Source organism: Mangrovimonas xylaniphaga (genome assembly GCF_001280435.1).
Taxonomy (GTDB): Bacteria; Bacteroidota; Bacteroidia; order Flavobacteriales; family Flavobacteriaceae; genus Mangrovimonas_A; species Mangrovimonas_A xylaniphaga.
In genome coordinates, this window is record NZ_LBIP01000013.1 from 776,669 (window position 1) to 799,789 (window position 23,121).

At 39.5% G+C, this 23,121-nt stretch carries 26 protein-coding genes and 1 tRNA gene; 18 read left to right on the top strand and 9 right to left on the bottom strand.

The window, feature by feature from the left end; translation table 11 throughout:
• The first annotated feature begins 27 nt into the window (after positions 1-27).
• The 8 genes from ZA06_RS03465 (at position 28) to ZA06_RS03500 (ending at position 8,356) form a co-directional block, all read left to right on the top strand.
• On the top strand, positions 28-1,443 hold the full coding sequence (locus ZA06_RS03465; protein ID WP_053975998.1) for an FAD-dependent oxidoreductase: 1,416 nt from the start codon (positions 28-30) through the stop codon (positions 1,441-1,443).
• Positions 1,444-1,445: 2 nt separating this feature from the next.
• Positions 1,446-1,853, top strand: coding sequence for a RidA family protein (locus ZA06_RS03470; RefSeq protein ID WP_053975999.1), 408 nt, complete (start codon positions 1,446-1,448; stop codon positions 1,851-1,853).
• A gap of 66 nt (positions 1,854-1,919) precedes the next feature.
• A complete protein-coding gene (locus tag ZA06_RS03475) occupies positions 1,920-3,359 on the top strand; it encodes an aldehyde dehydrogenase (RefSeq protein ID WP_053976000.1) in 1,440 nt (479 codons plus the stop codon).
• 32 nt (positions 3,360-3,391) lie between these two features.
• On the top strand, positions 3,392-5,155 hold the full coding sequence (locus ZA06_RS03480) for an amidohydrolase (RefSeq protein WP_053976001.1): 1,764 nt from the start codon (positions 3,392-3,394) through the stop codon (positions 5,153-5,155).
• Between the two features lie 31 nt (positions 5,156-5,186).
• Positions 5,187-5,969: an SDR family oxidoreductase gene (locus ZA06_RS03485; RefSeq protein ID WP_053976002.1), complete on the top strand. Its 783-nt coding sequence runs from the start codon at positions 5,187-5,189 to the stop codon at positions 5,967-5,969.
• A 90-nt stretch (positions 5,970-6,059) separates the two neighbouring features.
• Positions 6,060-6,596, top strand: a complete 537-nt coding sequence (locus tag ZA06_RS03490; RefSeq protein WP_053976003.1) for a 3-hydroxyanthranilate 3,4-dioxygenase — start codon at positions 6,060-6,062, stop codon at positions 6,594-6,596.
• Positions 6,597-6,629: 33 nt separating this feature from the next.
• Entirely contained in the window at positions 6,630-7,715 is a 1,086-nt protein-coding gene (locus ZA06_RS03495) for an amidohydrolase family protein (protein ID WP_053976004.1), read from the top strand.
• Entirely contained in the window at positions 7,715-8,356 is a 642-nt protein-coding gene (locus ZA06_RS03500) for an O-methyltransferase (RefSeq protein ID WP_053976005.1), read from the top strand. The genes ZA06_RS03495 and ZA06_RS03500 overlap by 1 nt, the downstream gene beginning before the upstream one ends.
• Positions 8,357-8,364: 8 nt before the next feature.
• On the opposite strand, the gene ZA06_RS03505 is transcribed toward ZA06_RS03500, so the two are convergent.
• From ZA06_RS03505 to ZA06_RS03515, 3 genes are read right to left on the bottom strand one after another with little or no spacing between them, the layout of a single operon-like run.
• Complete coding sequence (locus ZA06_RS03505; RefSeq protein ID WP_082331919.1) at positions 8,365-8,652, bottom strand: Sec-independent protein translocase subunit TatA/TatB; 288 nt, start codon at positions 8,650-8,652, stop codon at positions 8,365-8,367.
• Between the two features lie 58 nt (positions 8,653-8,710).
• A complete protein-coding gene (locus ZA06_RS03510; RefSeq protein ID WP_053976007.1) occupies positions 8,711-9,484 on the bottom strand; it encodes a carboxypeptidase-like regulatory domain-containing protein in 774 nt (257 codons plus the stop codon).
• The gene (locus ZA06_RS03515; protein WP_168155205.1) at positions 9,471-10,286 is read right to left on the bottom strand and encodes a carboxypeptidase-like regulatory domain-containing protein; all 816 of its coding nucleotides are present in this window, start codon (positions 10,284-10,286) and stop codon (positions 9,471-9,473) included. Before ZA06_RS03515 ends, ZA06_RS03510 begins: the two co-directional genes overlap by 14 nt.
• 115 nt (positions 10,287-10,401) lie before the next feature.
• Here ZA06_RS03515 and pepE point away from each other — a divergent pair, with 115 nt between their 5' ends.
• A complete protein-coding gene (gene pepE / locus ZA06_RS03520) occupies positions 10,402-11,109 on the top strand; it encodes a dipeptidase PepE (RefSeq protein WP_053976009.1) in 708 nt (235 codons plus the stop codon).
• 103 nt (positions 11,110-11,212) lie between these two features.
• Here pepE and ZA06_RS03525 read toward each other — a convergent pair.
• Positions 11,213-11,285: transfer RNA gene (locus ZA06_RS03525), tRNA-Gly, on the bottom strand.
• A gap of 118 nt (positions 11,286-11,403) precedes the next feature.
• On the opposite strand from ZA06_RS03525, the gene ZA06_RS03530 reads away from it, so the two are divergent.
• The 3 genes from ZA06_RS03530 to ZA06_RS03540 are packed head-to-tail and all read left to right on the top strand — an operon-like array spanning position 11,404 to position 13,403.
• Complete coding sequence (locus tag ZA06_RS03530) at positions 11,404-11,862, top strand: GNAT family N-acetyltransferase (protein ID WP_053976010.1); 459 nt, start codon at positions 11,404-11,406, stop codon at positions 11,860-11,862.
• The gene (locus tag ZA06_RS03535; protein WP_053976011.1) at positions 11,859-12,593 is read left to right on the top strand and encodes a M15 family metallopeptidase; all 735 of its coding nucleotides are present in this window, start codon (positions 11,859-11,861) and stop codon (positions 12,591-12,593) included. Before ZA06_RS03530 ends, ZA06_RS03535 begins: the two co-directional genes overlap by 4 nt.
• A 36-nt stretch (positions 12,594-12,629) precedes the next feature.
• The gene (locus ZA06_RS03540) at positions 12,630-13,403 is read left to right on the top strand and encodes a M48 family metalloprotease (RefSeq protein ID WP_053976012.1); all 774 of its coding nucleotides are present in this window, start codon (positions 12,630-12,632) and stop codon (positions 13,401-13,403) included.
• Positions 13,404-13,480: 77 nt separating this feature from the next.
• Here the strand turns inward: ZA06_RS03540 and ZA06_RS03545 are convergent, their stop codons facing one another.
• Positions 13,481-13,870: an ankyrin repeat domain-containing protein gene (locus ZA06_RS03545; protein WP_076663013.1), complete on the bottom strand. Its 390-nt coding sequence runs from the start codon at positions 13,868-13,870 to the stop codon at positions 13,481-13,483.
• A gap of 257 nt (positions 13,871-14,127) precedes the next feature.
• Here ZA06_RS03545 and gpmI point away from each other — a divergent pair, with 257 nt between their 5' ends.
• Entirely contained in the window at positions 14,128-15,648 is a 1,521-nt protein-coding gene (gpmI, locus tag ZA06_RS03550; RefSeq protein WP_053976014.1) for a 2,3-bisphosphoglycerate-independent phosphoglycerate mutase, read from the top strand.
• A 48-nt stretch (positions 15,649-15,696) separates the two neighbouring features.
• A complete protein-coding gene (locus ZA06_RS03555) occupies positions 15,697-16,110 on the top strand; it encodes a BT0820 family HAD-type phosphatase (protein ID WP_053976015.1) in 414 nt (137 codons plus the stop codon).
• On the opposite strand, the gene ZA06_RS03560 is transcribed toward ZA06_RS03555, so the two are convergent.
• Complete coding sequence (locus ZA06_RS03560) at positions 16,107-17,381, bottom strand: acetyl-CoA hydrolase/transferase family protein (RefSeq protein ID WP_053976016.1); 1,275 nt, start codon at positions 17,379-17,381, stop codon at positions 16,107-16,109. The two genes, ZA06_RS03555 and ZA06_RS03560, sit on opposite strands and share 4 nt — an antisense overlap.
• A 131-nt stretch (positions 17,382-17,512) precedes the next feature.
• Here ZA06_RS03560 and map point away from each other — a divergent pair, with 131 nt between their 5' ends.
• The 3 genes from map to ZA06_RS03575 are packed head-to-tail and all read left to right on the top strand — an operon-like array spanning position 17,513 to position 19,894.
• The gene (gene map, locus ZA06_RS03565) at positions 17,513-18,331 is read left to right on the top strand and encodes a type I methionyl aminopeptidase (RefSeq protein ID WP_053976017.1); all 819 of its coding nucleotides are present in this window, start codon (positions 17,513-17,515) and stop codon (positions 18,329-18,331) included.
• Between the two features lie 8 nt (positions 18,332-18,339).
• Positions 18,340-19,122, top strand: a complete 783-nt coding sequence (locus ZA06_RS03570; protein WP_053976018.1) for a DUF3050 domain-containing protein — start codon at positions 18,340-18,342, stop codon at positions 19,120-19,122.
• A 7-nt stretch (positions 19,123-19,129) separates the two neighbouring features.
• On the top strand, positions 19,130-19,894 hold the full coding sequence (locus ZA06_RS03575) for a class I SAM-dependent methyltransferase (RefSeq protein WP_053977054.1): 765 nt from the start codon (positions 19,130-19,132) through the stop codon (positions 19,892-19,894).
• A 12-nt stretch (positions 19,895-19,906) separates the two neighbouring features.
• Here ZA06_RS03575 and ZA06_RS03580 read toward each other — a convergent pair whose 3' ends face one another.
• From ZA06_RS03580 to ZA06_RS03590, 3 genes are all read right to left on the bottom strand, one after another.
• Positions 19,907-20,887 (bottom strand): FAD:protein FMN transferase, encoded by a 981-nt coding sequence (locus ZA06_RS03580; RefSeq protein WP_316931744.1) that lies wholly within the window; start codon positions 20,885-20,887, stop codon positions 19,907-19,909.
• Between the two features lie 43 nt (positions 20,888-20,930).
• Entirely contained in the window at positions 20,931-21,308 is a 378-nt protein-coding gene (locus tag ZA06_RS03585; RefSeq protein WP_053976020.1) for a hypothetical protein, read from the bottom strand.
• Positions 21,309-21,370: 62 nt separating this feature from the next.
• Positions 21,371-22,474 carry a transporter substrate-binding domain-containing protein gene (locus ZA06_RS03590; protein WP_053976021.1) on the bottom strand — a complete coding sequence of 368 codons (1,104 nt, stop codon included), beginning with the start codon at positions 22,472-22,474 and terminating at the stop codon, positions 21,371-21,373.
• Positions 22,475-22,612: 138 nt separating this feature from the next.
• Here ZA06_RS03590 and ZA06_RS03595 point away from each other — a divergent pair, with 138 nt between their 5' ends.
• Positions 22,613-23,095, top strand: a complete 483-nt coding sequence (locus ZA06_RS03595; protein WP_053977055.1) for a hypothetical protein — start codon at positions 22,613-22,615, stop codon at positions 23,093-23,095.
• The last annotated feature ends 26 nt before the right edge of the window (positions 23,096-23,121 follow it).

A 23,121-nucleotide genomic window follows, 5' to 3' on the forward strand; every position in this document is an offset into this window, starting at 1 on the left:
ACACCGTCTGACGTTAGACAACTAAAAATGAATAACACACAACAACATATATTGATTATTGGCGCCGGACTTTGCGGAAGTCTTTTGGCTCTTCGTCTTGGACAAAGAGGTTATAAGGTAACCGTTTATGAAATGCGGCCAGATTTGCGAAAAGTAGATATTAGTGCTGGCCGCTCCATTAACCTAGCCTTTTCAGACCGTGGTATCAAGGCCATGAACATGGTAGGCATTCAAGACCAAATTGAGCCATTGTGTATTCCTATGAACGGAAGAATGCTCCACGACTTGGAAGGCAACACGTCTTTTTCTCCCTATAGCGGAAGACATGAGTATATCAATTCCATATCAAGAGGAGGCCTAAATGCCCTGTTATTGGACGAAGCCGAAAAGCACGAAAATGTCACCATTCATTTCAACAAAAAATGCAAATCGGTTGACTTTGAAAATACCACTGCGCTTTTTAAAGACTACGATACCAATACCGAATTTGAAGCAAATGCCGATGTCATCTTCGCCACGGATGGTGCCGGTTCTGCCATGAGAAAAAGCTATTATTTGGGCAAAAAGTTCCTATTTAGCTTTTCACAGAATTATCTAACACATGGCTACAAGGAATTAAGTATTCCTCCAACCGAAGACGGTGGTTTTAGAACCTACAAGAACGCCCTTCATATTTGGGGTCGCGATGCCTTTATGCTCATCGCCCTTCCAAACTTGGATGGCAGTTTTACGGTAACCCTGTTTTTAAGTTTTGATGAAGGCGAATACAATTTCAATAATTTAACCACTAAAGAGCGTGTTGAAGAGTTCTTCTCTACTTACTTTAAGGATGCTTTGGAATTGATGCCAAACCTGGCCGAAGAGTTTTTTGAAAACCCATCAGCGCCACTTGGTACCGTAAAATGTTCCCCTTGGCATTACAAAGGCAACACATTATTGATGGGTGATGCCGCCCATGCCATTGTACCGTTTTATGGACAAGGCATGAATGCTTCTTTTGAAGATGTCACCGAATTGGATAAGGTCTTGGAAGAAGGCCACACCGATTGGGAAACCATCTTTAAAATCTACGAAGCCAACAGAAAAAAGGACACCGATGCCATAGCCGATTTGGCCATCGATAATTTCTTTGAAATGAAAGGCCACGTGAACAAAGCCAATTTCAGGGAAAAACGCCAATTGGAAATGGCCCTTGAAAAAACCTTCCCAACTGAATATTCCTCCAAATATTCCTTAGTAACCTTCAATGAAGAACTTGGCTATCAAGAAGCCATGTTACGTGGAAGAGCCCAAGACAAAGCCATCTTAAACATGTTGGCCGATGGCATTATTTCCAATGTTGAAGACATGACCGAAGCAGAACTTAAAGAAACCTTAGAAAACATAAAAACCGCTACCGATAACATTTTGGAAGATGACAGAATAGCGGGAATGAAACAATAAGCATGAGCAAAGAAAAGAAAGTAACCCCTAGAGGTGCCTACCCACACGTAAAAGTAGTTGGCGATTTTATTTTTGTTTCCGGAACTAGTTCCAGAAGACCAGACAACTCCATTGCCGGTGTAGAATTGGTAGATGAAATGAATACCAAAATTTTCAATATTGAAGTACAGACTCAAGAGGTTTTAAAGAATATCGACAAGACCTTACAAACCGTTGGCGCCAGCTTAAAAGATATCGTAGACGTTACCACGTTTTTGGTTAACATGAATGACTTTGCAGGCTACAACAAAGCCTATGGCGAGTTTTTTGATAAAGCCACAGGCCCTACAAGAACCACTGTGGCCGTACACCAATTGCCACATCCGGATTTGTTGATTGAAATAAAAGTAACGGCTTATAAAAAGGCCTAGAATAAAGACATCAAACCAAGAATCATTTAGAGCCTTTTCAGCATGGTTCTTCTATCTGTTAATGAAATGAATATTCAAAATTATATCAATGGTGAATTCCTCTCACCTTCTTCAGAAAGTTGGTTAGACAATTACTGCCCGGCCAATGGTGAAGTCTATGGCCAAATTCCCAACTCTTCTAAAGAAGATGTAGAAAACGCTTATATCGCAGCCAAATCGGCGTTCCCTACTTGGTCGCAAACCACTTTGGAAGAACGCAGCAGAATTCTCCTAAAAATTTCAGAACTGATAGAAGCCAATTTGGAGGACCTTGCCAAGGCTGAAAGTATCGACAATGGAAAACCATTGAGCCTGGCCAGATCCATAGACATCCCAAGAGCGGCCAGCAATTTCCGTTTCTTCGGAAATGCCATTACGCAATTCGCTAGCGAAAGTCACGAAAGCGTAGGCCAACAAGCGGTGAACTATACATTGCGTCAACCTATTGGTGTAGTAGGCTGTATTTCACCTTGGAATTTGCCTTTATATTTATTCACATGGAAAATCGCCCCTGCCATTGCTGCAGGTAACTGCGTAGTTGCCAAACCCAGTGAGATTACGCCTATGACGGCTTACCTTTTGGGAGCTATTTGTAACCAAGCAGGCTTGCCAAAAGGTGTTTTAAATATTGTCCACGGATTGGGAACCTCAACTGGACAAGCCATTATAGACCATCCAGATATCAAAGCCATTTCCTTTACGGGAGGCACTGCTACTGGAGCCCATATTGCCAAAGTTGCAGCACCAATGTTCAAAAAACTATCGCTGGAATTAGGCGGCAAAAATCCAAATATCATTTTTGCGGATTGCGATTATGATGATATGCTGAAAACAACCGTTCGATCTTCATTTGCCAACCAAGGACAAATCTGTTTATGCGGTAGCCGAATTTTTGTGGAACGACCTATTTACGAAAAGTTCAAAACCGATTTTGTTGAGAATGTAAAGGCCCTTAAAATTGGCCATCCATCTGAGGCCTCTACCAATATTGGGGCTTTGGTATCCAAGCCACATATGGAAAAAGTCATGGGCTATATTGACATTGCCAAAGAAGAAGGCGGAACGATTCTTTGCGGAGGCAAACAAGTAACTATTGAAGGTTTTGAAAATGGCTATTATTTGGAGCCGACGGTTATAGAAGTCCCTACAGACGAATGTCGAGTAAACCAAGAAGAAATTTTTGGCCCAGTAGTGACCATCATGCCTTTTGACACGGAAGATGAAGTCCTGCAAATGTCAAACAAAGTCACTTATGGTCTATCCTCTACCCTTTGGACCAACGATTTAAAACGCACCATGCGAATGAGTCAACAACTTCAGGCTGGAATCGTTTGGGTGAACACATGGTTGATGAGAGATTTGCGCACGCCTTTTGGTGGTGTAAAAGCTTCTGGAGTTGGTAGAGAAGGTGGTTTTGAAGCCTTGCGTTTCTTTACCGAAGCCAAGAATGTATGTATTTCCTACTAATCCAATACCTAGGGTTCGTTTTTTAATTTACCATGAAAAGGAAACTGAAATTTGCAGTCTTAGCTGTCATCCTATTGGTTGCTTTTGGCCTGTATTATCTAAAATTGGATTTTCAAAAAACGGCCCCCACTCTTTATTTCAACGGGAACTTTATAACCATTAATGATGCTCAACCCAAAGCCAATGCCATGTTGGTGGAAAATGGCATCATTAAACACATTGGCGAGCTAAAAGATTTTTCTGAGAAAGACCTTGAAAATGTTCTGAAAAGAGATTTACAAGGAGCAACGGCACTTCCTGGATTTATTGATGTCCATACTCACTTTGCCTTAAGCATGTTCCTTTCGGAAATGCATGACCTATCCGGTTTTACACATCCCAATAACGAGGCTATTTGGAACTCCTTTGAAGACATTGTAAAACAAACTCCTAAAGGCGAATGGATTGTTTGCAAAGGTTTGGATCCAGTGATGACAAAAGATTTACAGACACCTAGCATTCAATACTTGGACCAAATTGCGCCAGAGAACCCTGTGGTTATTTTTAGTCAAAGTTTGCATAATTACTGGGCCAATTCCAAAGCCTTTGAAATGGTGGGCATTACTTCAAAAACTCCTAATCCGTCGTCACACAGTTATTACGAACATGATGCTAAAGGAAATTTAACAGGAGCCATTGTAGAGCAAGAAGCTTTTAAGCCTTTTATAGAGAAGTTAAAGGAAGACGTGCTGACCTCCACAATGCTGAGCCGAGCAGCACAAAAAGTAATGAGAGCCTATTCCCAAAATGGCAATACAACCATTGTATCTACCGGTATTACCATCAATGATAAAAAATCGTTGCTGCTCTTTGAACATCTATCAAGTAAAGAGCCTAGTCTCCTAGGTAGCTTGCTGGAAAAATTAGGATTTCTTCCCAAAAGAGAACCAACGCCAAGACATTTTTTATACATCCGCCATGACATGGCCCATTTGCTTCCCGAGAAAAAACTGAGCAACGATTTTTACAATATTATTGGTATTAAACATTGGTACGACGGTTCACCATACACAGGTTCCATGTATATGAATGAACCGTATTTAGAATCCGATTTAACCCAGAACAAATTACACATCACAAAAAATTCGAAAGGTAAGGCTTTGACCTCCAAGGACAGTTTAAAACAGTTCATCACAACCTATCACAACAATGGCTGGCAGATGGCATTTCATGCACAGGGCGATGCTGCCAATTCGGATATTATTGAGTTCTTCCGTTCCTTGAACGGCACATTGGATTTCAGCAATTCGAGACATCGTTTGGAGCATTGTTTGTTACTTTCCAAAAATGACCTACCAAAATTAAAAACCTTGAATCTCACCCCTAGTTTTCATATTAACCATTTGTATTACTATGGAGATGCCTTAAGCAAAGACATCTTGGCAGAAGATCGCAGCCATGCCATGCTTCCATTAAAATCGGCTCTAGATAATGGTATTGTGAGCAGCATTCATGCCGATCAGCCTATGTTTGAAAGTAAACCGTTCAGGCTTATTCAAACAGCTGTGGAACGCAAAACATCCTCAGGGTATGTTATTAATGAAGATGAACGGATTTCTTTAATGGACGCCATAAAAACTTTGACCATTAATGCCGCTTGGCAAATTGAGATGGAGGATAAATTAGGTTCCTTGGAAACAGGAAAATATGCTGATTTTATAATACTTGACAAGGATCCATTTTCGGTAGCGACTGAAAATTTAGATGACATTAAATGTGTGGAAACTTTTATAAATGGGAATAAAGTAATATACTGACCCATGATTAATGAAATGTAAATATTAAGACATGAATTTAAACTTAAACAATAAATACGCTTTGGTTTGCGGAAGTACTGCAGGTATTGGAAAAGCCACAGCCATTGAATTAGCAAAGGAAGGTGCCAAAGTTACTTTGGTAGCCAGAAATGAAGATAAATTAAAAGCGGTACTTGCCGAATTACCAAACAGCGAAGAGCACTCTTATATTGTTGCCGATTTTTCCAATCCGGAAGCACTGCAACAAAAGGTGACTGATTTTATTTCAGCACATCACGGGTTTCATATTTTGGTAAACAATACAGGTGGTCCAGCTGGAGGCCCAGTTTTTGATGCCAAGTTGGAAGAATTTGAAAGCGCCTTTACCAATCACTTAAAATGTAATCACGTTTTGACACAAGCGGTGGTTCCGTTTATGAAGGAAGAAGGTTATGGGCGTATCATCAATGTGATTTCTACCTCGGTAAAACAACCTTTGGACGGACTTGGGGTGAGCAATACCATTCGTGGGGCTGTTGCTAATTGGAGTAAAACTTTGGCCAATGAATTGGGACAATTTGGTATTACGGTAAATAACGTATTGCCTGGTGCTACGGGAACTGAGCGTTTGACAGAAATCATCAAAAACAAATCGGCTAAAACTGGAACCAGTGAAGAAGCCGCTGCCGATGCCATGAAACAAGCCGTTCCTGCAAAGCGTTTTGCACAGCCAGAAGAGTTGGCCTATGCCGTAACGTTTTTGGCCAGCCAATGTGCCAGCTATATCAACGGAATTAACCTTCCGGTTGATGGTGGACGCACAAAAAGTTTGTAATTTTATAGAAACCCGCGTGAGGGGTTGAAGCAAGCTACCGTGTAGCGCGAAAAACCCGACCCGTAAGGGGCACGCCCAAAATATATTGTAATGAGTAAATTGGTAAGCCCATTAAATTTTAAAAAGTGGATTGACGAAAACCGTCATTTATTAAAACCGCCAGTTGGTAACAAATGTGTATGGCCTAACGGTGACTATATAGTGATGGTTGTTGGGGGTCCCAACAGTAGAAAAGATTATCACTATAACGAAACACCTGAGTTTTTCTACCAATTGGAAGGCGATATGATATTGCGCATCATGAACGATGGCCAACCAGAAGATATTGAAATCAAGGAAGGAGATATTTATTTGTTGCCTCCGGGTGTGCCACATTCGCCGCAACGTAAAGCCAATACGGTTGGTTTGGTGATTGAATACCCAAGAGCCGAAGGTGTGAATGATGCCTTGGAATGGTATTGCGAAAATTGCAACGAGCAACTGTATCGTGAAGAGTTTCCGGTGGATAACATTGAAACCGATATGCCTGTAATTTTTGATAAATATTATGGCGATTTGGACAAACGCACTTGTACCAATTGCGGGCACGTTATGCAACCACCAACACCTGTAAAAACCGAAGAATAACCCCAAACCAAAACACTAGCTCATCACCCACTCATGGAAAAACGCAAACTTCGCATTAACGGCCATTCCCATTTACTTCCCTATCCAGAAGAGATTCCTCAGTTTATGAAAGACAAAGGTATTTTTTGGGTAGATAAGGACCGAAAATATATGCTTCAGAAAGATTGGAGTCGTCCGGTTACGGACTCTAGTTTCTTTTTGAAGGAGAAATTGGAATGGATGGATCGTTTTAATATCGATCATGCTGTAGTACTAAATTTATCGCAACTGTACGGTAATGGTTTGCGCTTGGAAGAAATGAAGCAGGCCTTACGATTCCAAAATGATTTCAACGGAAGAATTCAAGCTGAAAATCCAAGTAAATTTACCTGTGGATTTGTGGTACACCCAGGATTTGTGAGAGGTGCTTGTTGGGAAATTGAACGTTGTGTTGAGGAATTGGGCATGAACCTATTGTGTTTGCCAACACACTACATGGACACCATTGGTACCTGGCGCTGTATTTTTGATGAAGAAAACGAGCCTATTTTTGAATTGGCCAACAAGTACAACTTGGCAGTGGAAATCCATCCTTATGATGGAGAAAAATTCATTAAGTTACAAAACACGTCTTGGAGATTCCACTTAATTTGGATGCTGGCTCAATGTGCGGATGCCTACCATTTCTTGACCTTAAATGGTTATTATGAAAAGTACCCGAACATGCGGGTTTGTTTTGCGCACGGTGGCCAATTGGCACAAATTAACCTAGGAAGACGTATTCAAGGATTTGACGGTAGACACGATTTGTTTGAAGGCAAAGTGCATCCACGAAAAGCCGTTGGCCATAAGAACATTTTCTTTGATACTTTGGTTCATGACACGGGTTCTTTGGAACTCTTGATCAAAAACCAGACTTCCAAACAAGTGCTAATGGGCTTGGACGACCCTTACCCATTGGGAGAAATGGAAAGTGCCACACAATCATCATATCCAGGGAAAATCTTGGATTTGGCCATAGAACGAAAGATTATCAACGAACAGGAAAAAGACGCCATGTGGGAAGACAACGTCCTGCAATGGTTGTTTGGTGACGACGAATCCAAAAAGCAAAATTTAATCAACAAGATTCTATCCTAATGCATTTTATACCTGAAGCCTTAGACGAGTATGTGGTTGCCCATACGGAGGACGAACCAGAATTGCTGCAACAGCTTACAAGGGAAACCTTTCAAAAGATTTTGCAGCCAAGAATGTTGAGTGGGCATTACCAAGGGCGATTGTTGAGTATGATTTCAAAAATTATCAACCCCAAGAGCATTTTGGAAATCGGTACTTATACAGGCTATTCTGCCTTATGTTTAGCAGAAGGGCTTCAGGAACATGGTGTTTTACACACGATTGACATCAATGAAGAGTTGGTGGATTTTCAACGCAAATATTTTGACATCTCTCCTTATGGTTCCCAAATCCACCAACATTTAGGAGATGCCACGGAAATTATTCCGGAACTGGACCTCACTTATGATTTGGTGTTTATTGATGCGGACAAGCCCAACTATGTCAACTACTTCCACTTGATTGTGGACAGACTCAACAAAGGCGGTATTTTATTATCCGATAATGTATTGTGGAGTGGTAAAGTTATCCAACAGGTAAAAGAGGATGATCTTTCAACCTTGGCACTTTTGGAATACAATAAATTATTGAAGGAGGATAAACGTATTGAAACCGTTTTGCTACCTATTAGAGACGGCCTTACCATAAGCCGAAAATTGTAAAAGAAACTTTACATTTTACGTCTTACAGACCCGGTAAATTGCTCCAAATCGTCCTTAACTTTAGTAAGTTCGTCTTGGACATCTTGGGTAATACTGGTATCAATCCCATTTTTTTCGGCGCTTTTGGTAATTTCCGATTTGATATCGGTAGAGGCATCGCGAAGCATGCGCATACCTTTCCCCAACCCTCTCGCTATTTCAGGAATTTTATCGGCACCAAACACCATAACTACTATAAATAGTATGAACATGACTTCGGTAGTGCCTATAAATAAAAATGTTCTTGATAGTATCACGATGCAAATATACTAAGTAGTTTATTTAGATGCTCAGTGTTTCAAAAATATTTAACGGTCAATTCTTATTCTCGTTAAGACGTTTTCTGTAGGCCTCCAATTTTTCATTGAGATATTCAAACATCAACATATCGTTATTCAATTTATAGAGTTCCATGAAGCGCTCATCTTCCGAAGCAAAATAGAAAAACTCCATTTTCTGGGATTCCTCCAACTCATCAATTTCCATAAGCATCTCCCAAAACTCAGACATGGTTTGATTCATATATTGATCCTGACGTTCCAACTTAACTAAATGCTTAAGCCGCTTGGTACGACCAGAAATCCAATTCATGATTGGGTTGAGCGGCACAATCCCGCCACCTGTGGTCGCTTCATAAAGCCTCCGTTCACTTTGGGTTTTGCGCCTCCCGGTATAACCTGGGATGCCCACATCGTAAAAATTGATATCTCGTTTGGCTTCAGAATTCTGTACATCCAGCAATAAATTGCCCGTCAATACCTTCCCCACAATCACCTCATCCAATTCATTGATTTGGTCTTCCAGAGTAACTTTTGCGGTTTTTGAATTGAAAATTTCAGTAGTTACGATTAGCTCTTTAGTTTTATACTTTATACCTGTGATTTGCAACGTATCTTGAAGACTTGCCGAAATTTCAAAACTCCCGTTTTCATCTGTTTTAGTAAATTTACTTGCTGTTTTATTAATAACGTGAATACCCTCTACATCCCCACTTGCTGAAACAATACCTTCCAAAACCTTTTGCTGAGCACAGAGTATTCCAATACCAGCAAAGTAACATAGAAAAAAAAGCTTCTTAATTTCTGCCACTCTGCGTGCTTAAAAAAAGTTTGCTTTTGTCATTAATATATTCAAGGAATTGCAATTCTTTGCCTTCGTCCAGCAAGCTATAATCCAAGCCACTATCTTCTACATAAATGATAAAATCATCTACTTGATCTTTAGGGATTCCGAAGTTTTGCTCTAGAAACTCTTCGCTATATTGACTTTTAAAACTGCTCATAGGAATATCTACCGTATCAACTTTGTCCGCACTTTTATTAGTTGGCGATTCAAATAAAGGCACCAAAAGTAGACTTACAATGTTCTTAATATTCAGGCCATTCTTCATAGTTTGTCCCTGAGAGTGCATGGTGAAATTTTCAGTTCTGGATCGGGCATCATCTGGAAACTCAAATTCTTCCATATTTCCCAATCCCAAATCAAGCCCCTTTAAATCGGCATTATAGATTTTGATACTTTCCACATCTATCATCAAATTCCCAGAAAGATCATATGGTAGCACCACCACCTCATCCAATTTGTTTACTTTTTCCACCAAAAACACTGTAAGCTGTTTAGAAATGATAATCTCCTGGTCTATAACGACCTCAAATTCCTGAAACTGCAAGGCATGGAACTCCAAAACATCGTTAACTGCAACTTTTATGGAAAACTCTCCTTTTTCATTGGTAATAGTCCCTTTACTGGAATTCCTATTAAAAACGGTCACGCCTTCAATATCATCACTATCCACCACTATTCTACCGTTTACCATGATTCTATTAAGCTGTTGCGACTGTCCTTGAACACTAAACAACAAAAAACTGATGAGCAAAAGAGCTTTAGTCATAAAATTTGGTTTTATGTAATAAAGTAACGACATCTTGTCTTAAATAAACTTCAATGGTTATATAAACTTTTGTTAAAGGGGATGTTTACTTAAATTTACGACAAATTAATGAATGATGAAAACTATAATTATCGCTAGTACCTCTACTCTACATGGTAGTGGTTCTTTGGAATATCTTTTGGAAGAATTGAGTACCTTTTTTAAGGCCACTGATGAAATTTTGTTTATCCCTTATGCCAGACCAGGGGGGATTTCCCACGATGAATATACCGCTAGAGTAAGCGAACCTTTTGCCAAAATAAACAAAACCGTCAAAGGCATCCACGAATTTGACTCTCCTACCGAAGCCGTAAAGCAAGCTAAAGCTATTTTTGTGGGAGGCGGTAACACCTTTGTATTGGTGAGCCAACTCTATAAACATGGACTTATTGAAGTCATCAAGGAAGCGGCTTCAAACGGAACGCCATATCTAGGCACCAGCGCCGGGAGTAATATTTGTGGGCTGACCATGAACACTACCAACGATATGCCTATAGTATATCCGCCAAGTTTTAAAACTTTCGGTTTTGTTCCTTTCAATTTAAACCCGCATTATTTGGATCCAGATCCAAGCAGTACCCATATGGGAGAAACCAGAGAGACCAGAATTCAAGAATTCCACAAATTCAACCCTCAACCCGTAGTTGGACTTAGAGAAGGTAGCTGGTTGCACGTATCCGGAAGTACTATTACTTTAAAAGGTAGTTTGGATGCCAGGATTTTTGAACAGGACAAGGTTCCTTATGAAGTCCCTACAGGAGCAGATTTATCCAATTTGAAATAATCATCAAATAAAAAACGGAGACAATTTCTAAAAAGAAACTGGCTCCGTTTTTACCCTAACTACTATTTAATAAAAAAGCCTCACCTTTCAGTGAAGCTTCTTGAGCGGGAGACCGGGTTCGAACCGGCGACATTCAGCTTGGAAGGCTGACGCTCTACCAACTGAGCTACTCCCGCAATTCTGGCGCAAATATATACAAACTATTCAATGTACAAAAGAGAAAAATCCATTTTTATTCAACTTTTTATTTAAGTTTGTTTTCAGTTTTATCTAACCCATTATTTTTCAAATATTTTGGCACAAACTTCAAAAGAAGATTTTTTTATAAAATTTATCACCCCAGAGGAAACACACGTAGTTCGGCACCCAGTTTTAAGGCCTGGACGTCCTATTGAACACTGTATTTTTGATAATGACGAATTGGATTCAACCTTCCATCTAGGGCTTTTTTACAAAAATGAACTATCTGGAGTGGTCACCTATCTTAAAAATAGTACGCCTCTTTTACCCAATCCTTCACAGTACCAACTCCGAGGCATGGCGGTACTTGAGCATTTACAAGGTCTCAACTTGGGTACAGCCTTAATACAACATGGGGAAACCATACTTACAAACTTAAAAGCCGATACGGTTTGGTGCAATGCCAGAGAAATAGCAGTTCCATTCTATAAAAAAAATGGCTTTGAAATCATTGGTGAACCTTTTGATATTCCTAAAATAGGCTTACATTTCTCCATGTTTAAATTGCTTTGAAAAGACGACATTTCATAAAATCTGCATCCTTGTTGGGACTGGCGTTTTCTGCCTTCCCCAACAACTTATTGGCTTCCAATCGCATTTCTTGTGAATTATTGATTGGCAAAGGTGCTCCTGCCCTTTACGGAAATGGTTACAAATTACTTTTGGAAGCGCACGAAGCTTTTTTAGAAATGAAAGCTGAAGCTTTAAAGGAAGGCATCAATATTAAAGCAGTATCCAGTTATCGCGATTTTGAACATCAAAAACGTATTTGGAACCGAAAATACAATTTGTTTACCTCTCAAGGCATGCCCGAAACCGAGGCCATCAATGCCATTATAGAATATTCAACCATTCCTGGTACATCCAGACACCATTGGGGAACCGACCTTGATATTATTGACGCCAATGCGGTTCAGCCTAAGGGAGACGTCCTATTGGCAGAACACTTTGAAGTTCAGGGCGCTTTCCATAAACTCAAACAATGGATGGATGCCAATGCCAATCGTTTTGGATTTTTCTTGGTATACACCAACAATCCATCACGAAAAGGGTTCAAATATGAACCTTGGCATTATAGTTATAAACCGCTTTCCAAACAGTACTTGGAATCTTACAAAAATTTGGACTTATTCGAAATTCTAAAAAATGAACATTTAGCTGGAAATGACTTCCTTACTCCAGAGCTTATAGCAACCTATAAAAGAGAGCATCTTTTAGATATCAATCCTGAATTATTACGCTAAAAATTTCGTAATTTTAGTTTTCACAACTATGTCACCATGAGAACTAATAGATTTAAAATCAGACTCTTGCTAGGACTCTGCATTGTTGCTTTTGCATTTATCAAGCGCTGTAGCAGTATGGAAACCAATCCTTATACAGGAAAGGATCAAGTCATAAACATGACTGCCGATCAAGAAATTGCCATTGGATTGCAAAGCGCACCAGAAATGGAACAGCAATTCGGTGGATTGCATCCCAACAACCAATACCAAGCTTTTGTAACGCAAGTGGGCAATAAATTGGTGCAAAGCAGTATTGCAAGTCAAACCCCATACGATTACCATTTTCACCTTTTGGGGGATTCCAACACTGTTAATGCCTTTGCGCTTCCCGGCGGACAAGTGTTTATTACCTATGCCCTATTTTCACAGCTTGAAAATGAAGCCCAGTTGGCCGGCGTCTTGGGTCATGAGATTGGCCATGTTTTAGGCAGGCATTCTGCCGAACGTATTGCCGAAACCGAATTTTGGAAAACCGTTACCACAGGAGCTTCCGTTGGTGCCGATATGGGCCAATTGATTGGAGGTATTGGCCAGCAAAAATTACTTACCAATAGTAGAGGCGACGAGTTGGAATCGGACGATCTTGGTATCATGTTAATGATAGATGCAGGCTACGATCCTGAGGAAATGATTGGGGTTATGGAAATCTTAAAAGCCTCCGCAGGTCCAAACCGAGTTCCTGAATATCAAAGCACTCACCCCGATCCTGATAATCGGATTGAAAAGATAAAAGCAGCCATTGCCAAGTACAAAAAAACTCCCATATAGGGAGTTTTTTTCTCTAACTAAACTAACTAACCAACTAACTAATAATAAATGCTGAATAGCACCTACTAGTGTTATTTTTATGCTTTATCCAAATCGCTAATAACGGAAAGGGCATCTTGAGCGTTGGAACGCTCTGCATAATGTGCCGCTGTTAAACCGTCCTCACTTTTTTTGTTAATATCTGCTCCGTTAGCCACCAAAAGTTTAATAATGGCCACTCTGTTGTACTTTGCCGCATACATCAATGGAGTCATTCCGTTGGATCTCTCGTTAACATCTGCTCCCAACTCAATAAGTTTTTGAACTGTTTGGATATCCCCTTTGGCGATTGCCACACAAAAAGGATTTACAGAAGTGTTAACCTTTACAGTTCTAAAATTATCAATTGTTTTGAATGAAGTTGTAGCATAGGTGGTACTTACCATAAATCCCATTGCAGCTGCAATAATAATTACCGATTTTTTCATGATGAAAGATTTTAATGATTTGATTAATGATTGTTTTTTGATTACAGTAAAGAGACGCATAAATTTTCGATTTGTTACACAAAAAAATCATATATAACACATTTTTAACTATTTAAACACAAATTTGTTAAGGTTATATTAATTTTCCCACTTGCGCTTCACCATATGATAACCCTCAGTTTTACTGGAATTTCTGCTCTTGAAATTTCGACGTCCTATTATAAAGAATTATCTTTGAGAATAAAATAAAAAGCACCATGAACAAAAAAGTAATCCTTATGATTCTTGATGGTTGGGGCAAATCTCCAGACCCTAAAGTTTCAGCCATTGACAACGCAAACACACCTTTTATAGATTCACTTTACAACACCTACTCCAATGCAAGTTTGAGGACCGATGGCCTCCATGTTGGACTTCCTGAAGGCCAAATGGGAAACAGCGAAGTTGGGCACATGAATTTAGGAGCTGGAAGAATTGTATACCAAGATTTGGTAAAGATCAACCTGGCCATCCAAAATAAGACCCTTCGTAACGAACCTGCGCTTGTAGAAGCTTTTGAATATGCCAAATCCAATAACAAACCCATTCATTTTCTTGGTTTGTTAAGTGATGGTGGGGTTCATTCACATATCAACCACTTGTTAGGACTTGTAGATGCAGCCAATGATTATGGTGTTGAACATTCATATGTACATGCCTTCACCGATGGAAGGGATGTAGATCCTAAATCTGGTTTTGGATTTGTTACCGAACTTGAAGAGCATATTGAAAACACCAACACCAAACTTGCCACCGTTACAGGGCGTTACTATGCCATGGACAGAGACAAACGTTGGGAACGTGTAAAATTGGCCTATGACGCTTTGGTACACGGTACAGGAGAACACTCCAAAAATATCTTGAAATCTATTGATCATAGTTACGAAAATGACGTAACCGATGAGTTTATCAAACCTATCATTGCCGTTGACGAGGCTGGAGAACCTATTGCCAAAATTCAAGAAGGCGATGTGGTAATCTTTTTCAATTTTAGAACAGACCGCGGAAGACAGTTAACAGATGCTTTGACACAAACCGACTTCCACGAACAAAATATGCACAAACTGAAGTTACACTATGTAACGATGACCAACTATGACGATTCTTTTGAAGGAATCCATGTAGTTTTTGACAAGGATAATTTATGTGAAACTTTGGGTGAAGTTTTGGAAAAACACCACAAAACACAAATTAGAATTGCTGAAACCGAAAAGTATCCTCACGTCACCTTTTTCTTTTCTGGAGGAAGAGAAACACCGTTTGAAGGCGAAAAGAGAATTCTTAAAAATTCACCAAAAGTGGCCACTTACGACCTTCAGCCAGAAATGAGCGCCTACGAACTTACAGATGCATTGGTTCCTGAATTGCAACAAAAATCAGCAGATTTTGTTTGTCTTAACTTTGCCAATGGAGACATGGTTGGACACACTGGGGTGATGGAAGCAGCCATTAAGGCCTGTGAGGCTGTGGACAAATGCGTAAAACAAGTAGTTGAAACAGCTTTGGAAAATGACTACACCACCATTTTAATTGCCGATCACGGAAACTGTGAAACCATGATCAATCCAGATGGTTCTCCAAACACCTCGCATACCACAAACCCAGTGCCGATTATTTTAATAGATAAAGATAAAACCAAAATTACCGATGGTATTTTAGGAGATATTGCACCTACCATTTTGAAACTGATGGGAGTGCCACAACCTGAAGCTATGACGCGCCATTCTCTTGTTGAATAAGGCTGATGAAATATATTTTGTATATTTTAGCGACCTAAATATTGACGGATGAATTTTCAGGAAAAGCTAATTATTGCAGTTGATTTTGACGGTACCATCGTTGAGGACGCCTACCCAAAAATTGGGAAGCCTAGGATTTTCGCTTTTGAAACCCTTAAGCGCCTCCAAAACGATGGCCACCGCTTAATCTTGTGGACCTACCGCAGTGGCGTGAGGCTGGAAGAAGCTGTAGAGTTTTGTGAAGAAAACGGCATTCATTTCTATGCCGTAAACAAAAGTTTTCCCGAAGAACAATTTGATTACACCAAAAGTCGAAAAATTTTTGCGGACATCTTTATTGACGACCGCAATATAGGAGGTGTTTTAGGATGGGGTGAAGTCTATCAGCTCATCACCAACGAAATGCCCCAACAGTTAAAAGAGAAGCAAAAAAAAGGTATTTTCTCCTTTTTGAGACGCTAACAACCTCTTGAAAGTTCAAAATATTGTCTATCTATAGCCTCTCTATGGTCAGGATGCGCAATATTTACAAGAGCTTTTACCCTCTCGGCAATAGTTTTACCATATAAATTCGCGATCCCATATTCTGTTACCACGTAATGGATATGGGACCGTGTTGTTACTACCCCCGCTCCAGGTCTTAATGTTGGTACAATTCTACTAATGCCGCTTTTGGTAACTGAAGGCAAAGCAATGATGGCTTTTCCGCCTTCGCTTAAGGAAGCCCCTCGTATAAAATCCATTTGTCCTCCTACTCCGGAATACATTTTTGTCCCGAAGGAATCTGCACAAACCTGTCCTGTTAAATCCACTTCAATGGCAGAATTGATAGCCACCATCCTTGGGTTTTGCTTAATAACCGAAACGTCGTTTACATAATCTGAAGAACGCAATTCCACATAAGGGTTGTCATGCACGTAATCATACAAACGTTGTGAGCCCATTAAAAAGGTGGCCAAGGCTCTTCCTGGATCGATGCCTTTATAATTTCCAGTAATGACATTACTTAAAATTAAATCAATAACACCATCTGAGAACATTTCGGTGTGCAATCCTAAATCTTTATGAGAGGTCAAACGTGTCAGCACGGCATTTGGAATATTCCCTATCCCCATTTGTAAAGTACTACGGTCTTCAATTAAACTAGCCACATAATCACCGATGGTGTTTTCCAAATCGGAAGGTTTGGCCACATGATGAATTGGCAAAGGTTCATCACAATCCACGAAAGCATCAATTTCGGATACGTGAATAATACCATCCCCAAAAGTTCTTGGCATTTGTTTGTTTACTTGGGCAATCACATAATCGGCATTGTCAATGGCCGCCAAAGTAGCTTCCACAGAAACACCCAAAGAACAATACCCATGTCTATCTGGAACCGAAACATGAATTAGCGCTACTTGCAGGTCCACGATATTTCGTTTGAACAACAAAGGCAATTCGCTTAAAAATACAGGGGTATAAGATCCGTTTCCAGCCTGCAGAGTGTGGCGTACGTTTTTCCCTAAGAAAAAAGAATTAACATGAAAACTGTCTCTTAACTCCGGATTGGCATAAGGAGCCTCTCCTTCGGTATGCAATTGGCAAATCTCTACATTTCTAAGTTCCTCATGTCTTTCCGTCAAGGCTTTAATCAAAACCTGAGGTGCCGCCGCCGCTGCCTGTAAATATACTTTATCGTTGGACTTAACTATTTTAACCGCTTCTTCTGCTGTAACTGACTTATACATAACGCTTCACATTAATACTCTTTGCAAAGTAATTAAATAATAATGGAACCCACACTGACCAAAGTCAGTGCAAAAACCAATGTAAGATAGCTAGTTTATTTTAAGTATCTTTGCACATATTTTTTTGAATCATGATTATAGCAAAAACAAGAGAGGAAATAGAAATGATGCGCGAAAGCGCCTTGATTGTATCCAAAACTTTAGGAATGTTAGCCAAGGAAGTAAAGCCTGGCGTAACCACTTTGCAATTGGATAAAATGGCGGAGGAATATATTAGGGAACAAGGTGCCATTCCCGGATTTTTGGGATTGTACGACTTCCCAAATACCCTCTGTATGAGTCCTAACTCTCAAGTTGTTCATGGATTTCCAACGGATGAGCCATTAAAGGAAGGTGACATTATTTCCATTGACTGTGGTGCTATCAAGAATGATTTTTACGGGGACCATGCCTACACTTTCCCTGTAGGTGAAATTGATCCAGAAACCCAAAAGTTATTGGACGTTACAAAAGAATCCCTTTACATAGGAATTAGAGAGTTTAAGGTTGGTAACCGCGTAGGAGATGTTGGATTTGCTATTCAACAGTTTTGTGAATCTCATGGTTACGGGGTCGTTCGTGAGCTTGTTGGTCACGGTATTGGACGCAAAATGCACGAGGATCCAGAAATGCCAAATTATGGAAAACGCGGCCGTGGGAAAAAATTCATCGAAGGTCAAGTAGTGGCTATCGAGCCTATGATCAATATGGGAACTCACCGTATCAAGCAACATAGAGATGGGTGGACCATCACCACTTTAGACAATAAACCATCTGCGCATTTTGAACATGACGTTGCCATTATTGATGGAAAACCTGAAATCCTTTCTACGTTTGCCTATATCTACGAAGCATTGGGCATCGAGAGCGATGAAGAAAATGAATTCAGACAAAAAGCATTGGTCCTTTAATCAGATTTATGAATAGAATTGATTTAATCGAGCAGGAACTCACTCCGCTTCGAGACGCACTCAATAACCACCATTTATACAGCAACCTTTCCTCTATTGAAGACATCAAAATCTTTATGGAACAACATGTTTTTGCTGTTTGGGATTTTATGTCACTTTTAAAGGCTTTGCAAAACCAGTTAACCACGGTAACATTACCTTGGGTGCCTGCTAAAAATCCAGCTACTGCAAGATTCATTAATGAAATTGTATTGGGTGAGGAAAGCGATGTCAACGAACTTGGCGAACCTAAAAGCCATTACGAAATGTACTTGGATGCCATGTCACAAATTGGTGCCAATACAACGCCAATAGAAGCTTTTGTTAACGATATATGTGAAGGAGCTACTATTAACGATGCCGCACTAAAAACGTCACTACAAGAAGAAACCTTAAAGTTTATCAATTTCACCTTTGAGGTGATTGCCAGTAATGAGGCTCATAAAATTGCATCGGCTTTTACGTTTGGTCGTGAAGATGTGATTCCTGATATGTTCTTCCAAATAATCAATCAATCGGAGGCAGAAAAAACCGATTGTAGTAAATTGACTTACTATTTGAACCGTCATATTGAATTGGATGGTGACGAGCATGGACCTTTATCCTTAAAGATGATTGCCGAACTTTGTGGTGACGATTCGCAAAAATGGGAAGAGACTTTGGAAATTGCCAAATTAGCTTTGCAACACCGCATACAACTTTGGGACAGCATTTCGGAATTGATTACATTGTCCCAACCAATTGAAATGTAATTTGCCCTTGAAGAAGCTTTTCAAAATAGTTTTAAATACCGTTCCCAGACCAGTACTTATTCGTTTAAGCTATGCGGTTAGACCAATTTTAGCCGCTTACCTTAAAGGTGATCAATTTACAGACCCTATTGACGGGAAAAGCTTTAAAACGTTCCTACCCTACGGTTATGGCAACCAAAGAAGCAATGTATTATCACCATCCACTTTGTCTTTAGAACGTCATAGACTGTTATGGCTGTATTTAAAAAATGAAACCGACTTTTTTACGGGACAGCATAAAGTACTTCATTTTGCTCCAGAGCAAGCCTTCTACAAGCGTTTTAGAGCCAAGGACAACTTGGACTATACCACCACAGACCTCAATTCGCCTTTGGCCGATGTAAAGGCAGATATCTGCAATCTTCCTTTTGAAAATGATTCCTTTGATATCATTCTATGCAACCATGTTTTGGAACACATTCCGGACGATACCAAAGCAATGCAAGAACTTTATCGCATTTTAAAACCAGGCGGTTTTGGAGTATTTCAAATCCCGCAAGACCTTAATCGAGAGGTTACGTTTGAAGACGACTCCATAACGGACAAGAAGGAACGTGACAAAATCTTTGGGCAATATGACCACGTAAGGGTATACGGCAGGGATTATTTTGACAAACTCCGAAGTATTGGATTTACCGTAGAAGAAGTTGACTATACAGCAAGGCTTTCAGAAAATGACATTGAGACCTATTGCCTTGCCAAGGGAGAAATTATTCCAGTGGTAAGAAAATAGATGCACTCAAATTTATTCTGCTGGGAAACCATTTATAGCCTTGGTTTCAAACTCGCCTTTGTCGTTTTCAAAAATCAAGAAAACTTTTAATTCTGGGTGTTTTCCCAAAAACGCTTCCACTTTTTCAATCCCCATCGCTTTGAAGGCTGTAGCGTAGGCATCTGCCGTCATACAATCCTCTGCAATTACAGAAATACTTAACAGGTTGGTTTTACTAGGGTAGCCCGTTTTGGTATCAATGATATGTGAGTAGCGATTACCGTTGTCATCAATTTTGAACTTTCTATAGGTACCAGAGGTCGCCATAGCTTCATCAACCAAATCTATAGCTTGTATGATGGATTGGGTGCCATCAAAATGCGGCATCTCCACTCCTACCTTCCAAGGTTGTTCCTTTTCAATATTCATTCCTCTTCCTCTTACTTCACCTCCAATTTCAACCAGATAATTAGCTACGTGCTGACTTTCCAAATATTCACCAATAACATCTACACCGTAACCTTTGGCAATGGCATTAAAGTCTAAAAAGGCATTAGGTCGTTTTTGGATTTTCCCGTCCCTTAGTCCCAATTTATTGAAACCAACATCACGCATTAAGCTATCAATTTGCAAGCTATCGATATGGTTGATTTTTCCTTGCGGCCCAAAATCCCAAGCGTTAACCATAGCTCCAATAGTAGGATCAAAAGCACCTTCGGTATATCTATAAATGGTTTTCGCCGAATTGAACACTTTGGTAAAATGCTCATCCACCTGTACGTCCTCATTTCTATTGATTTTAGAAATATCTGAATCCGACATATAGGTAGACATAGATTTGTTAATCACGGCAAACAGACTATCAAACTGAGGTTGGTAATTCTCGTCTGAATCATAGATTACCGAATAGGTTGTTCCGAAAACGGATCCTGTTAGTTTTGTGTTTTTTATTTCTTTACTGCAAGAAAAACAAAGAGACATTACCAATGCCAGTACCAAAGTTTTTTTCATCATAATAAGGCTAAATGAATATGGTTGCTATTTAGGGTTAGGGTGTTTAGTTGAAATGCGTATCGATTACTTGAATACCGTTATATTCAATCAAATATTCTTCATTCAAATATAAAGGAAGATCTTCACCATTAGGATTTCCAAGGCCTACGCCAGCATATAATACCTTGGCATCTTTTTCGCGCGCGTGTTTTTTGAAGGTTTCCATCCAAACCACATCATAATTGTTTGGGTTATCCGGCAACAAAACAGCCCTTACAATTACAAAATAATATTGGCTGTTTTTATCGATGCACACGAATTGCGGATGGCGTTTGAGTTGGCTATTAACGGCAACAAATTCAAATCCTCGTTGTTCCAAATCCCTTCCTACATGGTTCATGGCAAGGTTGTGAAGTTCCTGTGTGGACAATGGTTTACTCATGTTGCAAAGGTATCACAAAATGGGAATTTATATAAATGAGCCACTATCTATTTTAAACCAAACTAATATTCCTTGAGTTGGTATTCATCCAAAAGTAATTCCCAATCGTGACTTTCGGTTAACTCCAATAATGCCGTTGAAATTTGATCACGTATATCCTTGGAAAGTGTTTTTGCCATAGGCATGGCGTACAATTGAACGTTAAACCGCATAGGCAGCAATCGCAGTGAGGCAAATTCCGCATTGTTGTTTAACTGATAGTCCAGCCAAGGTTCATCATAAACAAAATAATCAAGATGATTGTTTTCAAGCTCCTTTAGACCTGAAATGAATTCTGGATATGCATGAATGTCACGGAAAAAATTCCTTTGAAGAAACCCCTCCGTAGCCGATGATGCTACAGTACCTACCTTGGCGCTCCTGTAGCTCTCCAAAGTATGTTTGCCTTGTGTGAGCTCATGAACCGTAAGACTGGAAGTGATACTGGCAGTGAAAATAGAAATTATAATCAAAGAGCACAGCATCCAAACCAAAGCAATAAACCGACCCAAATTGGAAACCGGGACTTTATCACCATACCCTACTGTCGTCATGGTAACAGCAGACCACCAAAAACTACTTACCAGCCCCTTTTTTCCCCTTTCAAAATGGTTGTTCTGTTTTTCCACCAGCCAAATCAAAAAGCCAAAAATGAGTACCAAAGCAAACAACATCAAAACAAGATACAATAGACGAATACTAAAAATAGCCTTTAACACTGTAACTATGGAGCCCATTTTAGAACCTTTCTTCTCTGCAATGGTAAGATTCCCTACGTAGAAAGGATAGGTAAAATTAATTTGATGGTTCCTCTCGCTTGTAATTGTTATAGGATTGATGGCTAAATCAATCTTGCCTGTTTCTAGATCATTTAAAAGCGCCTTTAAGGGCTGCTCTGAGGAATAAGGCACCAACTTATATGGAAGGCTCAGATCTTCCTTTATTTGCTCCCATAACCACACACTAACACCTTGCATGCTTTGGTCCTCCTTAAAAATAACAAATGGCGCAGATTCATAAACTCCCACTTTTAAAGTGTCTTGGAAAGATTGAGCGATCGCCCTTACTCCAAAAAATGGAGCTAGAAGAAATATAAGTAAACCGGAAAGTCTTAAATAGTTCTTCATGGAATGGAATACGATGTTCTAATTTAAGAAATAAAAACGAAGGAAAATCCGACGAATAACAAAATAAAAACTTAACACTAAGACAATTAACACCTGCGTCGAACAAATTTTTAGTAACTTAAAGCAAATATGAATGTCATGACTACTACTTATAGATTCGATCAAGCCATTAAAAAGCTGTATAAGGCCTTCCATAATGATACCCTACATCCTGAATGTTGTAAGCAATGTGCTGTTGGAAACATTTTGGACAATAGAGATTCATGGAAACATTTATCAAATGACCATGGTTCTTTAGAATTGAATTATCTGGGCATTGTACACCAAAATCTAGGCAGAAAATTTAATGGGTATACGCCAATGGAATTATTACAAATTGAGGCCACTTTTTTAAAGGCCTGCGGATTCAAATTACCATTGCATCATAAAAATAAAAAACCAGAACATCCCACAGCTAAAAATGTATTGTTTGAAGGACTGAGTGCTGTTGTGGAATTATTGTGTGAAATCGATGGCATTGATAATGTAATGGACTGTTCAGCCCTGTTTAACTTTGAAAAATCTCAAAACACTGTTCTAAAGAATTTCAAAAATCATCATAAAAAAAGCCGATTCAATTGAATCGGCTTTTCTGTATTCATCATTTG